We start from the raw sequence: 13,737 nt of genomic DNA, 5'->3' as shown, positions 1-13,737 counted from the left end.
TTCATCTCTGCGATGTCCTTCGCGGTGGAGCGGTCTGCCGTCCTCGTCGTCAAGTTTCAGATCTGGCGGGAGAGCGGCGCTTCAAGCGAAGCCGCTTATGATGATTAATCGAATTACTATGGGACTAATTCCGCTGTTAGTTGGACAATGTCCCGTGCGTTCATAGAAAAGTTCGCCTTGCTGGTTCCTGCCAACGTTTCGATACAATCGGTCATCAACAAGAAGCCGTGTATTGCGTAACGTGGGGCGTCAGGTGAAATCAAAAAGCAAAAAGCGCAGCGAGGCGGCTGCCGCTAGTTTCGTGTTGTTGTCGACATGGATGGTCGTCGGCGAGGCAAGGGCCGAGTGCACGACGCCGGGTGTCACGGTCACCTGCAGCGGGAGCATCTCCTCCGCGATCACCGTGTACGACGCCGCTGCGGCGACAGCGACGCCCTCGAGCGGCAGCAATTCTTATACGCCGGCGAACCCGGTCTTTCCAGCGACCGGCTACAATCCCAACCCTCCCACGACGATCGTCACGCTGGACTCCACGGCCGTTCGCAATCTCACTACGAACACCCAGACCGGCCTGGCCGATCGCGGCATGATCGCGGCCAATTTCTCCAATGCCGAGGATCCGGCGGTCAACAACGTCATCATCAACAATGCCGGCTGGCTGAGCCTCACCACCAGCCAGCTCAGCGCCGGCCGGCTTCACGTCGTCGTCGCCGACAGCCAGGTCAACAAGTTCACCGTCAACAACACCGGGACGCTCGCCGTCACCCAGAATGTCTTCGGCGCGTTCGATGCGAGCAAGCTGAGCGTTTCGATCGGCGCTACGGCGACAGGCCGGTACAACGGCACCAACCTCGCGGTCATCTCGGCGCTCTATTCCGACGACAACACCAACAGCTTCGTGGTGAACAACCGCGCCGGCGGTACGATCTCGGCGACCGGCAACTATGCCGCTGCCTATTACGGCCGGGCCGACACCTCGATCACCAACTCCGGCACCATCGCCAACACGAGCTGGACGGCGGCGAGCCGCTTCTACGACGGTCACTGGGCGATCGCAGCGTTCGCCGGCGCCGAGTTCGATACCATCCCCGGCAGCAATCCGGATTCGCCGCTCTACAAGTTCGACTCCGCGGGCAACGTGACGGTGACGGAGACCAAGGCGCTGACGCTGACCAACAATGCCAGCGGCGTGATCAAGGGCGACATCCTGGCGCTCGATACCAATCCGCTGACCACCGCCGCCGGTCTCGCCGCAGGATCGACCTTCCCGCTGACCGGCAGCGGCTCAAACTCTGGCCCGCGCGACAGCGTCATCGCCAATGCCGGCCTGATCCAGGGTAACCTCTATCTCGGCTCGGGCGAGCATGACATCACCAACAGCGGCACGATCTCGGGATCGATCTCGGTCGACCAGAGCGCCTCGCGCGGCTCCTTTGCCAAGGCGACCGCGGGTACCGTCGCCGGCACCTATAGCAGTTCCGGCTCGGGCATGGATGCCAACGGCAACGCCTGTCCGACGGCCGGCACCAACACCACGGACCCGCTCTGCGCCGCCAGCAACAACCAGGCGGCGACGTTCTTCGGCGCCCGCACATTCAATCTGGTCAACACGGGCACGCTCGGCGGAGACATCACCATCAACGACGAGGATGGCGCCACGAATGCCATCCTGCTCAAGGGCACCGGCTTCAGCGGCAACGTCGTCGCGCAGAACGGCCTCGGCAGCAATTCGCTGACGCTCGACGGCGTGACAAGCCTCGCCAGCATCGTCAATTTCGGCATGCTGGACCTGATGAAGTCGCAGGTCACCGTGAGCGGCGGGGCCGGCGTGCAGCTCGTCGATGGCGCCGTGCTGCGGACCACGATCTTCGGATCTGGCGGCACCGCGGCGGCGCCGTCGACCAGGATCGGCAACATCACGGGCGCGGTGACCTTTGCGGGCGCGGGCACGGTCGCGCCGACGCTTCAGGGCATCGTGCGCCATGGCGATGTCTACCGCGTCGCGACGGTGGTGTCGGCGACGCCGCTCGACGTCGATTTCTCCGGCGCGCTGGTCGGTTTCACGGCCGATACGTCCACCGGGGCTCTGCTGCTGAATGCATCCGTGCGGTCGCCCGCGACCATCGCCGGCATCTCGCCCTCCAGCCTCGCCGCGCTGAACGGATTGCTTGGCTACAGCGGCAGCAACGCGCAGGTGCAGGCGCTCGGCGGCGCGGTGCAGAGCCTCGGCACCGACAGGGAGGTGCGCAGCGCCGGCGATCAGTTGCGTCCGTTCGTGAACGGCGCCCAGGTCCAGGTGCCGCTCAGCACCGCATCGCTGTTCCAGAACCAGATCGACAACCGGCTGACGGCCGCGGCCGCATCGCCCAATTCGCGCGTCGCCTCGGCGTTCGCCGACGACACCGATCCGCTCACCTCGATGCTGATGGCCTTCAATGCGACCAAGGCCCGTCCGACGGTGAAGGCAGCGCTGGCTCCGGCCATCGCGCCCGAACCGGAACGCACCGTCTGGGGCAGCCTGATCGGCACCAATGCGTCGCAGCGCGACGTGGCCGGTGTTGCCGGCTACAGCGGCAATACCGGGGGGCTCGTTGCCGGCGTCGATCAGCGGATCGATGGTGCGTTCCGCGTCGGTGCCGCGTTCGGCTATGCCACCAGCGCGATGGACGATCGGACCGCCGCCGGCGATGCGGTCGGGATGCAGCACTATCAGGGCACGGTGTACGGTGCCTATGTCCAGCCGTCCTGGTACGTCAACGGCTCCGCCGGCGTCGCGCTGGTCGACTACACCACCACGCGCCGCATCAACTTCGCGGGCTTCACCGATACCGCCTCCGGCAGCCACAAGGGGTGGCTGACGCTGCTCCGCGGTGAATTCGGTCTGCCCGTGAAGGTGGATCAGGCCGTGCTGACGCCGTTTGCCGGCGTGACCTATGCCCGCCTCGATCAGCAGGCCTACACCGAGACCAGCACCGCAGGTGCCGCGCTCGCGATCGCCAAGCAGACCACCAATTCGGTGCGCTCGAACCTCGGCCTCCGCGCCTCGGTTCCGTTGCTGGTGACCTCGACCTACGGCTTCGGCCTGGAGACGCTGGCGGCATGGCGGCACGAGTTCGGCAACACCGCGCAGAACGTGACCGCAAGCTTCGCCGGCGGCGGCGCGACCTTCTTCGCCGCCGGACCGTCGCCCGAACGCAACCTGGCCGAGCTGGGCGCCGCGCTCAAGCTGGTGGCATTCGGCGAGCGTCAGTCGATCTCGCTGGGCTACAACGCCGTGGTCGGCAGCCAGTATCTCGAGCAGTCGGCGGTGCTGAAGGTGCGGGCGGAGTTCTGAAGAGTCCGCCTTTGGCAGAGCCTGCGAAGCACGACGTCGAAGAGGCCGGGAGCAATCCCGGCCTTTTTGTCGCTGCATCGTCGCAGCGCGCGGCGCGACGCGTCTCCGCTGCCGTAGGGTGAACAAAGGCCGCGCGACACTGCATGCCGCGAGCTGAACTCCATCGCGCACCGTGCCCACCATTCCTTCCGGTTGCGCGGGTGCACGGTGGGCACGCGACGCCTGCGGGGCGGCCGCTTTGCCCACCCTACGCGGCCTGCATGAATCGTCGAGGGGCCTGCTCACGCCGGGTCTCGGGCAATTATCCCGCTGGCCTCGTGAGCGGGATCGTTGCCTGCTCTTGGAATTTACGAAGCCTCGCGATTAGTTGCTGCCGGCCTCCGTCAACTACGAACTTCCGCCACAGAAGCCGACCAGCTATTGCGCATCGTATCGAGCAGCGAGGTGTGCACATGAGTCGTAGATCTTCAAGCCTTGTATCGATCGTCTCATTGTTGGTGGATGTTCGCCGGCCCCACGTCCGCCGTTGGGTACGAGCGACAATCTCGGTCGCGACTCTCGCCGGTGGTATAGGTGCGCATTCTCTGCTGCTTGGCGATGCGACGGCGCGCGATCTCGACGGGCGTTATGCCAATTCTCCGCTCAAGGGCTGGTTCGAGAGTTTGCGTTCGGGCAGGGGGCCGTGCTGCTCGGATGCGGATGGCACCGCGCTCTCGGACACGGATTGGGACACGAAGGATGGCCGCTATCGTGTCCGCATTGAAGGCCAATGGTGGGTCGTTCCGGAAGAGGCCGTGGTGACTGAGCCCAATCGCGCCGGCCGGACGATGGTATGGCCCGTGTATTATCGCGAGCTGAATACGGGCCTGCGCATCGATGTGCGCTGCTTCCTGCCGGGCAGCATGATGTAGGTGGGGATGTGCTGGATCGCAGGGCTGGAGGGTAGGCAAAGGCGCGCAAGCGACATGCTGCGTCAGACGCGGTCTCTTGCGCGCCGTGCCCACCATTCCCTCCGCTGGCGCGGATGCACGGTGGGCACGCGCCGCCTGGCGGCAGCGCTTTGCCCACCCTACGAGATGACGATTACTCCGCCGCTTGCGCCGCTTTCAGCGTCGGATAGTCGGTGTAGCCCTTTTCGCCGCCGCCATAGAGGGTGGCGCGGTCGAGCTCGTTGAGAGCTGCGCCCGTCTTGAGCCGCTCGACCAAGTCGGGATTGGCGATGAACGGCCGACCGAAGGCGATCAGGTCGGCCGCGTTGGCATCGAGCTGCTTGTTCGCGAGCGCGAGGTCATAGCCGTTGTTGGCGATGTAGGTGCCGTTGAAGCGCTTGCGCAGCGAGGCGTAGTCGAACGGTGCAACGTCGCGCGGGCCGCCGGTCGCCCCCTCGATCACGTGGATGTAGACCAGATTCAGGGCCGCAAGCTGGTCGACGATGTAGTCGAACAGCGCCTGCGGATTGGAATCCGAGATGTCGTTGGCCGGCGTCACCGGCGACAGGCGGATGCCGGTCTTGTCGGCGCCGATCGCCTCCGAGACGGCCTTGGCGACCTCGAGCATCAGCTTTGCGCGGTTCTCGATCGAGCCGCCATAGGCGTCGGTGCGCTTGTTGGCCCCGTCCTTGGCGAACTGGTCGAGCAGATAGCCGTTGGCGCCGTGGATCTCGACGCCGTCGAAGCCGGCCTCGATCGCATTCAGCGCGGCCTGCTTGAACGCCGCGACGATGCCGGGAATTTCCGCGAGTTCGAGCGCACGTGGCGCTGAGACGTCGGTGAAGGCGCCGCCGACGAAGGTCTTGGTCTTGGCGGCGACGGCCGAGGGCGCGACCGGCGCGCCGCCGTTCGGCTGCAGCGAGACATGGGAGATGCGGCCGACGTGCCAGAGCTGGATGAAGATGCGCCCGCCCTTGGCATGCACCGCGTCGGTCACCTTGCGCCAGCCGGCGATCTGCGCCTTGGAATAGATGCCGGGCGTGTCCTGGTAGCCCTGGCCCTGCTGCGAGACCTGGCTGGCCTCGGAGATCAGGAGGCCGGCCGAGGCGCGCTGGGCGTAATACTCGGCCGTCAGTGGACCAGCGGCGAGGCCTTCGACGGCGCGGTTGCGCGTCAGCGGCGCCATCACGACGCGATTGGCGAGGGTGATCGGACCGAGCTGGTACGGCTCGAACAGTTTGGATGCACTCATCGGGGTCTTTCCAGGAGGGAGGAGGACGGGGTTCAGGTCAGTTGTGCATTGCCGCGAACAGCGCAATGCCGGGAGGTATCCGTCCGGCGCAGACGAGCCGCGCGATGGAGCGGCCGCGACTGGCCGTCCGCTGGACAGCCTGTCGCAGTACACGAAAGGGGATCAGGCCACGCCCAGGAAGTCCCGCTTGCCGATGTCGACGCCGTTGTGGCGGAGAATGCCGTGAGCGATCGCAGCGTGGAAATAGAAGTTGGGAAACGAGACGCGGTTAACGAAGTCCTGCCCCTTCAGGGTCAGGGTGGTGTTGGGCCCGCTGGGAAAGGTCACGTCGCGGCTATCGGCCCCGTCGAACTGCGCCGGCGTGAACGCCTTGAGGTAATCGACGGTCTTGGCGAGCCGCTGGCGGAGCTCGGCGAATGTCGTCTCGGTGTCGGGCGTGCTGGGGATCTCGCTGTGGGACAGCCGCGCGCACCCCTTGGCGGCAAAGTCGCAGGCGAGCTGGATCTGCTTGGAGAGCGGCAGCATGTCCGGATACAGGCGTGCGCCGAGCAGCACCTCGGGGGCGATCTTCCTGGCTTCGCAATGGGCCTCGGCCTTGCTGAGCAGGCCGGACAGGCTGCCGAGGATCTGGAGGTAAGCCGGGACGGTCGAATCGTAGAAGGACATGTGATGCTCTCTCTTGGCAGGAGACGTCGCGACGAAAGCGCGCGCCCTCGGAGATGGGGCGGCGTTCAAGAGAATGCAACTGCATCTTTCCGGTTTTTCCGGGCGCTGGCGGATTGCTGCCCTACCGTTCCCGGCATATCACCTCGTCTATGCGAGCTGGCCGTCGCCGGCGTTCTCAGCGATTTTCGATGTCGCGGCAAATAGGCGGTCGCCACTGCTGTCGCACGACTGGCATCCATCAGGCGCATGCCTTCCAGTATGAGGATTTCGCCGAGCCGTGGACGCAACGCCGGATCGAGGTCGTGGAGAATTTCGAGCGGGACACCGGCCTGAAGGCGTATAAGGCTTGGATGGACAAGAAGGACCGGCACCCGTACTGAGGCAGGCACGACGGCGACGGCTCATTTCGGCTGAGTTGCCGACCATGCTCGGGATGGAGATCATTGTGACAAGCCGACGGGCTCGAGTTGTCCGTCAGCTCCCGCTTTTGTGTCCGGAGCGATCATCTCGCGGTCCAATTCCAAGGGTGATAGATTGGAATTGGGAGGAGCGGACGATGGTCGCATGACATCGGAGGACACGCATGATCCGTTCCGGAGCTTTGATCGCCATCCTGCCGTGCAATGATCTCGATGCCTCGGAGCGGTTCTACAATCGGCTCGGCTTTGCGCGCCCGGACAGCGACAGGCCGGCTCCGGGTGAGCCCGACACCTATCGCATGCTGTCGAATCCGCAAGGTGGATCTCTGCACCTGACGGACGCGGTCGAGGGATGGCTGACGCCGGGCCGAAACCCCTTTGGACTCTACCTCTATGTCGAGGATGTCGACGCCGCGGCGCGGGAGTTTCAGCAAACGCCCGAAGACAAGCCTTGGGGGATGTACGAGTTCGCGCAATCCGACCCGGATGAAACCTTGGTCCGTGTCGGCTGGCCAACGCGGCTGCGCGCCGGGTCGTAAGAGGTCATCGACTCGTTTGGGCTCTTACGCGCCACGCGCGGGCGTCGCCCGCCGATGTGCGCTCACCGCGTCGCTGTCGTTGAAGCCGGTGCCGCCTGCGCCCGCGGCGTGTTTCCACGCATCCGCGTGAGCAGCTCTGCCGTGGGCCAGGAGTCGGCCGGCAGCCCCAGCCGCAGCTGCATCGTCTTGACCGCGGTGCGACTCTGCTGTCCCAGCACGCCGTCGACCTTGCCGACGTCGAAGCCGGCCTTCACCAGCAGCTGCTGCAGCTCCTTGATCTCGTTGAACGGCAGTTGCGCCACGGGACCGGCGGGCTTGCGCATTGGCGGCGCGCCGGCGATGCGGGCGGCGAGGTAGCCGGCCGTGGTCGAATAGATCAGCGAGTTGTTCCATTCGGTATAAGCGGCGAAGTTGGCATAGGCCAGGAACGCCGGGCCGTTGCGGCCCATCGGCAGCAGCACCGAGCCTTCGAGCGCATCGTTCGGCAGCGGCCGGCCATCGGCATAGGTCACGCCGAGGGCGGTCCATTTGCTGCGCGGCGCCTTGACGGTGAGGTCGGCCTGCTCCCAGGGAAACGTCTGCGGCACGCGGATCTCCTCCAGCCACGGCTCGCCGCGGCGCCATTTCAGTCCGGTCGCGATGTAGTTGGCGGTCGAGCCGATCACGTCGGGCGCGCTGCGCAGGAGATCGCGGCGGCCGTCGCCGTCATAGTCGACGGCATAGGTGACGTAGTGGGTCGGCAGGAACTGGGTCTGGCCGAGCTCGCCAGCCCAGGAGCCGATCATCTCTGACGGCGTGAGATCGCCGCGGTCGATGACCTTCAATGCGGCGATGGTCTCGTTCTGGAAGCGCTCGCTGCGGCGGCAGTCATAGGCCAGCGACACCAGTGACGGCAGCACCGGCAAATTGCCCATGTTGGCGCCGAAATCGCTCTCCAGACCCCAGAACGCGGCGATGACCGCCGGGGGCACGCCATACTCCTTCTCGGCGCGCGCGAACGCTGCCGCGTGCGCCTTGATGTGCTGCTGGCCGTTCTGCATCCGGTAGGGCGCGGCCATCCGGCCGGCGAACTCGGTGAACAATTGACCGAACACGCGCTGGCCGCGGTCGCGATTGACGATGCCCTGGTTGTAGGTGAGGTAGGGCGAGGCGGCCGCGATCGCGCTCTGAGACACGCCTTCGGCAATGGCACGCTGCTTCAGCTCGGCGAGAAACCGGTCGAAGCTCTGGCCGTTATGGCAGGCCGCGGCGCGCATCGATGGCGCCGGCTTGGGCCGCGGCGCCGCAGCCTCCGGCGCCATTTGCGCCGACGCGCTGACAACCAGCATGAACGAGGTTGCGAGCGCGCTGAAGGTGACGCGCAAGGCAGTCGAAGAGCTTCGCATCCGGTCTCACCGATGGCTGTCTAATTCCTTGTCCATCCATCGATATCCGATACGGAGGGAAAGGAAAAGGCGAGGGGGAAGCGAATGGTGGAAAGGAGCGAATGGCGAATAGGGAGTAGCGAATAGGGGATGAGGAAGCCCCCATTCGCTACTCGCCCTCTTCACCCAACCTTCGCCAGCGCCGCCTGGGCCTCGCTCTGGATCCGCTTGAGATGCTCGGCGTCGCGAAAACTCTCGGCATAGAGCTTGTTGACGTCCTCGGTGCCGGAGGGGCGCGCCGCGAACCAGCCGTAGTCGGTCTCGACCTTGATGCCGCCGAACGACTGGCCGTTGCCCGGAGCCTTGGTATGCACCATGCGGACGGGATCGCCGGCGAGCTCCTTCAGGTTCAGCATTTCCGGCGTCAGCGCCTTCAGCGCCGCCTTTGCCGGCGGGCTCGCCGGCACGTCGATGCGCTCATAGACCGGCGCGCCGAGCTCTGCCGTCAGCTCCTTGTAGAGCTCGCTCGGGTCGCGGCCGCGCCTGGCCATGATCTCGGCCGCGAGCAGCCCGAGGATCAGGCCGTCCTTGTCGGTGGTCCACACCGTGCCGTCGCGCTTCAGGAACGAGGCGCCTGCGCTCTCCTCGCCGGCGAAGCCGAAGCTTCCGGAGCCGAGCCCTTCGACGAACCATTTGAAGCCGACCGGCGTCTCCACCAGCTTGCGGCCGAGCTTCTGCGCGACGCGATCGATCAGCGAGCTCGACACGATGGTCTTGCCGATGGCGGCGTCGCTGCGCCAGTCGGGCCGGTGCGCGAACAGATAGGAGATCGCGGTCGCCAGATAGTGGTTCGGATTCATCAGCCCGCCCGAGCGCGTGACGATGCCATGGCGGTCGGCGTCGGTGTCGTTGGCAAACGCGACGTCGAAGCGCTCGCGCATGCCGATCAGGCTCGCCATCGCATAGGGCGACGAGCAGTCCATGCGGATCTTGCCGTCCCAGTCCGCGGTCATGAACCGGAAGGTCGGATCGACGAGATCGTTGACGATGGTGGCATTGAGGCCGTAGCGCTCGATGATCGGCGCCCAATAGGCAATCGCCGCGCCGCCGAGCGGATCGATGCCGATCTTGATGCCCGCGGACTTGACGGCCTCGAGATCGACGGTGTTGGCGAGATCGGCGACGTAGGGCGTGATGTAGTCGTAGGTGTGCACCGAGCCGCTCTGCTTGGCCCGGCTGTAGCTGATGCGCGATACGCCATCGAGGTCGTTGGCCAGATAGACATTGGCCTGCCGCTCGATCTCGCCCGTCGCATCGGTGTCGGCGGGGCCGCCATGCGGCGGATTGTATTTGTAGCCGCCATCCTCCGGCGGATTGTGCGACGGCGTGATGACGACGCCGTCGGCGAGATGCGCCGTGCGGCCCTTGTTGTAGGAGATGATGGCGTGCGAGATCACCGGTGTCGGCGTGTAGCCGCCGTCCTTGTCGACCATCACCTCGACGCCATTGGCGCCGAACACTTCGAGCGCGCTGGCCAGCGCGGGCTCGGCCAGCGCGTGGGTGTCGATGCCGACGAAGAGGGGGCCGTCGAGGCCCTGCTGGCGGCGGTAGTCGCAGAGCGCCTGGCTGGTGGCGAGAATGTGGTTCTCGTTGAAGCCGGTCTTCAACGACGAGCCGCGATGGCCCGACGTGCCGAACGCGACGCGCTGGGTCGGCTCGTGCGGGTCGGGCTTCAGCGCATAATAGGCCGTGATCAGCCGCGGAATGTTGGCGAGCGCAGCATTGGCGATCGGCTTGCCGGCTGCGGGGTCTGTCTTGGCCATGAAGCATCCTTCGCAAGTTCGAGAAACATCTGCGGCGGCGCTTCGTTCCGCCGCGGCGGGCGCAGGGAACGCGGCGCGTCGCGACGAACCTGCCGCAACATGGCGGCGTGCGGCGATCCGATCAACGGAATTCGTGCACGCCCCCGCGACGGCGTGAAGCCTGTTCGAGGTCGGCTGGGGGAATGCTCGACACTCGCGGTCGAGGCCGGCCAATGTCGCCACCTTGTGCGCGCGACATTAACCACGCCTCACGGAGTCCGCGTGCCGGGACCGGCGCTTAAGCCTGAGTTTAACCGATGACCCTTGAAATAGCAGGCCAGAGCAGAGGCGCGTCTCGTGCGCGGGAGAGTCGTCAGGAGCGGAAAAGTGAGAGCGCTTTGTCTCGGCGCGTTGGCCGTCGTTTCAACCTTGGCGCTGGCCGGCTGCAGCCACCAGGTCACGCCGCAGGTGGCATCGTCTTGCGTCGATCTGAGCGGAAGGCCCTGCGTGGACGGTCCCGTCGCCGACCAGTCGCCGCAATCATTGGAGCCTATCACCACGATCCACAAGCCTGCGGTCGCGCGCCGCGCGGCTCTGCAGCGCAAGCACGCCCGTGCCGCAAAGCGCCGGGTCAAGTCGCAAATCGTCACCGCCAAGCCGGCTGAGAAGCCGACTGAAAGGCCGGTTGACAAACCGATCGAGAAGCCGCTCGCGGCGCCGGCGCGAACGCCGCGGCCCGGTTCGCCTGCGCCGGCTGACGGAGCACCTTCGCCGGTGATCAAGACCCCCGCCGCCACGACGGACACGCCGAGTCCGGCCAAGGTCCAGAACGACGTCATGGTGGCTGCGGTGACGGTGGCCGCCGAGCTCGCCGAGCGGATGACCGCGCTGCGTGTCCCCGAAGGACCCGGCGAAAGTCCTCTCGTCGCTGTGCTGCTGGCGCGTCCCACCGTGCGTGGCGTAGGCGATCTCAGCGGCAAGGTGATCGCGATCGACGAGCGCTATGCCAAGTCCAACGCGAAGATCACCGCGGCCATGAATGCGGCCGGTGCGACGGAGGTGCTGCTGCTGGAAGGGCAGGCCACCGCGATCACCCGGTTGAACAATGGCGAGGTGAGCGCGGCCGTGGTGGCCCTGGTCTCGCCCGAGGCCGCGGAGGCGTTTCCGAAGATCGCGGGCTTTCGCCTGTTCTCTGTCGTCCTGAAGCCTTAGCCTCACGACGAGCATGAACATCTGCTTGGCATGCCAAAGCAGCGCCTTCATGCAGTCATCAGGACAGATTGTTGCGGAGGCAAGTCGAAAGGCCCGGCGAAGGTTGCTGTCGAGGGCGCAATCTTGCGGAGGGGGGCTCCCACGTTCGGAGCCCGGCTCAAGCCTTCTTGGCGGCCTTCTTCGGCGCGGCCTTCTTCGGTGTGGGCTTGGCAGGATCCTTCCCGGCCGCCTTGCTCGTCGCCTTGCCGCCTTGCGGCTTGGCCGCCGCACCGTCGGCCTTCTTCTCCGGCTGCTTGGTCTCCGGCTTCCTGGGCAGCTCCGCGGCGGCGGCCTGGCGCATCGCGCGGGCGTAGCTGTCGGCGACGTTGTCGGCGGAGATCAGGAGCCGTCGGGCGGCGGCATTGGCCTGCTCGACCGCCTCGCGCGCGAGCAGCTTGAAGCGCTCCTTGGCATCCTTGTCCTTGGCCTTGACGGCCATGCCGGTGAAGCGGTCCTTGCGCTTCTTCGCCGCGGCCAGAATGGCCTTGTTCTGCTGCTTGGCCAGTTGCCGGATCACGGCATCAAGATCGGCATCCGCCATCGTCGTCCCCAACTCCCCCAGAGAATCAGCGCGCCCCGGCGCTGCAAACCGCGCGGACTATGCAATCGGCGCCGCCGCTTTGCAATCGGGGTACCAGAGGAGGGGCGCTGCGCAGATCCGGGCGGCGGGCGGATGAGACCCGTCCGTCATTCGGTGTCGTGCGGGCCCACGAAAACCCTGCGCATGGCGGTCATGCCGCTTCGAGTGGTGTATCGACACCGCTTACGACAATCGGAAACGCAACGTAACGAATTCTCTGCAATTCCATCAATTCCAATGCAACGGTTGATCCGCAACATCCTCGGCAACATCACCGTGTTTGTTGGAGTGTGGCCGTGCTGGCCGGAAATAGATACCTCAGGCTATTGTCGCGGTTCCGTCGTGACCAGAGCGGCAACATCGCGATCATCTTCGCGCTTGCCCTGCTCCCGATCCTCGCCTTCGTCGGCTCGGCGATCGACTATTCGATGGCCGTGCGCGCCAAGGCGAAGCTGTCGGCTTCGATGGACGCCGCGATGCTGGCTGCGACCGGCTACACCGCGATGCGCGGCGCCGCGTCGGACGCCAAGACGGCGGCGACCAACATGTTCAACGGCCAGATGGCGGCGCATAATCTGGCGGCGGACTCGCTGAACATCGATATCAGCGATAGCGTCACCGCGCGGACCGTGACCGGCAGCGCCAGCGTGGTGGTCAAGACGGCCTTCATGCACATGTTCGGCTACCCGACCATGACGGTCTCGGCCTCGTCGTCGGCTTCGGCCTCGTTCCCGACCTACATGGACTTCTACGTTCTGCTCGACAACTCGCCGTCGCAGGGCCTCGGCGCAACCACGGCCGACATGACGACGCTGCAGAATGCGACCTCCGACAAGTGCGCCTTCGCCTGCCACGACACCTATACGTCGAGCACGAAGAAGACGCTGCAGACCAACAGCTATTATTCCATCGCCAAGAAGAAGGGCGTGACGATGCGGATCGACGTCGTCAGGTCGGCGACGCAGTCGCTTACGGACACCGCGACCGCCAGCCAGGTCGTCAGCAACCAGTACCGCATGGCGGTCTACAGCCTGGGCAGCGATTGCGGCTCGCTCGGCCTCACGACCATCGCCAGCCTGTCGTCGAGCATGTCGTCGGTGAAGTCGTCGGTCGGCTCGCTGGACCTGATGACGATCCCCTATAGCGGCTACAACAACGACATGTGCACCGATTACGACGGCGCGATGTCCGCCATGAACGGCGTGATCCCGACGCAGGGCGACGGCTCGTCGACCAAGCCGCAGAAATGGCTGTTCCTCGTCGCCGACGGCGTCGCCGACTACTCCTACCCGACGACGTGCAGCAAGACGGTGCTTTCCGGCGGACGCTGCCAGGAGCCGCTGAACACCGCGACCTGCACCTCACTGAAGGCGCGTGGCATCAAGATCGCGGTGCTCTACACCACCTATCTCGCGATCACCAACAACAGCTGGTACACGACCTACATCGCCCCGTGGCGCAGCGACATCGGCAACATCATGAAGTCTTGCGCAAGCCCCGGCTACTACTACGAGGTGGATTCCAGCGGCAGCATCGGCGCCGCTTTGACCGCTCTGTTCCAGCAGGCGATCGCCTCGGCGCATCTGACCAAGTAGCCCCGG

The 13,737-nt window shown here is 65.6% G+C and carries 11 protein-coding genes; 6 read left to right on the top strand and 5 right to left on the bottom strand.

Features of this window, described 5'->3' with window-relative positions:
* The first annotated feature begins 301 nt into the window (after positions 1–301).
* Together ACQR1F_RS11425 and ACQR1F_RS11420 are read left to right on the top strand one after the other, a co-directional pair.
* Positions 302–3,334 (top strand): autotransporter domain-containing protein, encoded by a 3,033-nt coding sequence (locus tag ACQR1F_RS11425; RefSeq protein WP_434913046.1) that lies wholly within the window; start codon positions 302–304, stop codon positions 3,332–3,334.
* 542 nt (positions 3,335–3,876) lie between these two features.
* Positions 3,877–4,245 carry a hypothetical protein gene (locus tag ACQR1F_RS11420; RefSeq protein ID WP_409997934.1) on the top strand — a complete coding sequence of 123 codons (369 nt, stop codon included), beginning with the start codon at positions 3,877–3,879 and terminating at the stop codon, positions 4,243–4,245.
* A 172-nt stretch (positions 4,246–4,417) separates the two neighbouring features.
* On the opposite strand, the gene ACQR1F_RS11415 is transcribed toward ACQR1F_RS11420, so the two are convergent.
* Both ACQR1F_RS11415 and ACQR1F_RS11410 read right to left on the bottom strand, forming a co-directional pair.
* Complete coding sequence (locus ACQR1F_RS11415) at positions 4,418–5,515, bottom strand: alkene reductase (protein ID WP_434913045.1); 1,098 nt, start codon at positions 5,513–5,515, stop codon at positions 4,418–4,420.
* A 162-nt stretch (positions 5,516–5,677) separates the two neighbouring features.
* Entirely contained in the window at positions 5,678–6,181 is a 504-nt protein-coding gene (locus tag ACQR1F_RS11410) for a DUF1993 domain-containing protein (protein ID WP_316178084.1), read from the bottom strand.
* Positions 6,182–6,369: 188 nt separating this feature from the next.
* Here ACQR1F_RS11410 and ACQR1F_RS11405 point away from each other — a divergent pair, with 188 nt between their 5' ends.
* A complete protein-coding gene (locus ACQR1F_RS11405; RefSeq protein ID WP_434913044.1) occupies positions 6,370–6,561 on the top strand; it encodes a hypothetical protein in 192 nt (63 codons plus the stop codon).
* Positions 6,562–6,764: 203 nt separating this feature from the next.
* Positions 6,765–7,139, top strand: coding sequence for a VOC family protein (locus tag ACQR1F_RS11400; protein ID WP_316238484.1), 375 nt, complete (start codon positions 6,765–6,767; stop codon positions 7,137–7,139).
* Between the two features lie 62 nt (positions 7,140–7,201).
* On the opposite strand, the gene ACQR1F_RS11395 is transcribed toward ACQR1F_RS11400, so the two are convergent.
* Complete coding sequence (locus ACQR1F_RS11395; protein WP_316178458.1) at positions 7,202–8,440, bottom strand: lytic murein transglycosylase; 1,239 nt, start codon at positions 8,438–8,440, stop codon at positions 7,202–7,204.
* A 245-nt stretch (positions 8,441–8,685) separates the two neighbouring features.
* Positions 8,686–10,326, bottom strand: a complete 1,641-nt coding sequence (gene pgm / locus ACQR1F_RS11390; RefSeq protein ID WP_316238485.1) for a phosphoglucomutase (alpha-D-glucose-1,6-bisphosphate-dependent) — start codon at positions 10,324–10,326, stop codon at positions 8,686–8,688.
* Between the two features lie 486 nt (positions 10,327–10,812).
* On the opposite strand from pgm, the gene ACQR1F_RS11385 reads away from it, so the two are divergent.
* Positions 10,813–11,517 carry a hypothetical protein gene (locus ACQR1F_RS11385; protein ID WP_434874658.1) on the top strand — a complete coding sequence of 235 codons (705 nt, stop codon included), beginning with the start codon at positions 10,813–10,815 and terminating at the stop codon, positions 11,515–11,517.
* 157 nt (positions 11,518–11,674) lie between these two features.
* On the opposite strand, the gene ACQR1F_RS11380 is transcribed toward ACQR1F_RS11385, so the two are convergent.
* The gene (locus ACQR1F_RS11380) at positions 11,675–12,097 is read right to left on the bottom strand and encodes a hypothetical protein (RefSeq protein WP_434913043.1); all 423 of its coding nucleotides are present in this window, start codon (positions 12,095–12,097) and stop codon (positions 11,675–11,677) included.
* A 335-nt stretch (positions 12,098–12,432) separates the two neighbouring features.
* Between ACQR1F_RS11380 and ACQR1F_RS11375 the strand changes: the two genes are divergently transcribed.
* The gene (locus tag ACQR1F_RS11375; RefSeq protein WP_434913042.1) at positions 12,433–13,731 is read left to right on the top strand and encodes a TadE/TadG family type IV pilus assembly protein; all 1,299 of its coding nucleotides are present in this window, start codon (positions 12,433–12,435) and stop codon (positions 13,729–13,731) included.
* Positions 13,732–13,737: the final 6 nt, after the last annotated feature.

The organism is Bradyrhizobium sp. HKCCYLS3013 (assembly GCF_051167615.1).
In the GTDB taxonomy this organism is placed as follows: domain Bacteria; phylum Pseudomonadota; class Alphaproteobacteria; order Rhizobiales; family Xanthobacteraceae; genus Bradyrhizobium.
Note: the sequence above shows the minus strand (reverse complement) of the source record. Positions and strands in the feature narration are given on the sequence as shown.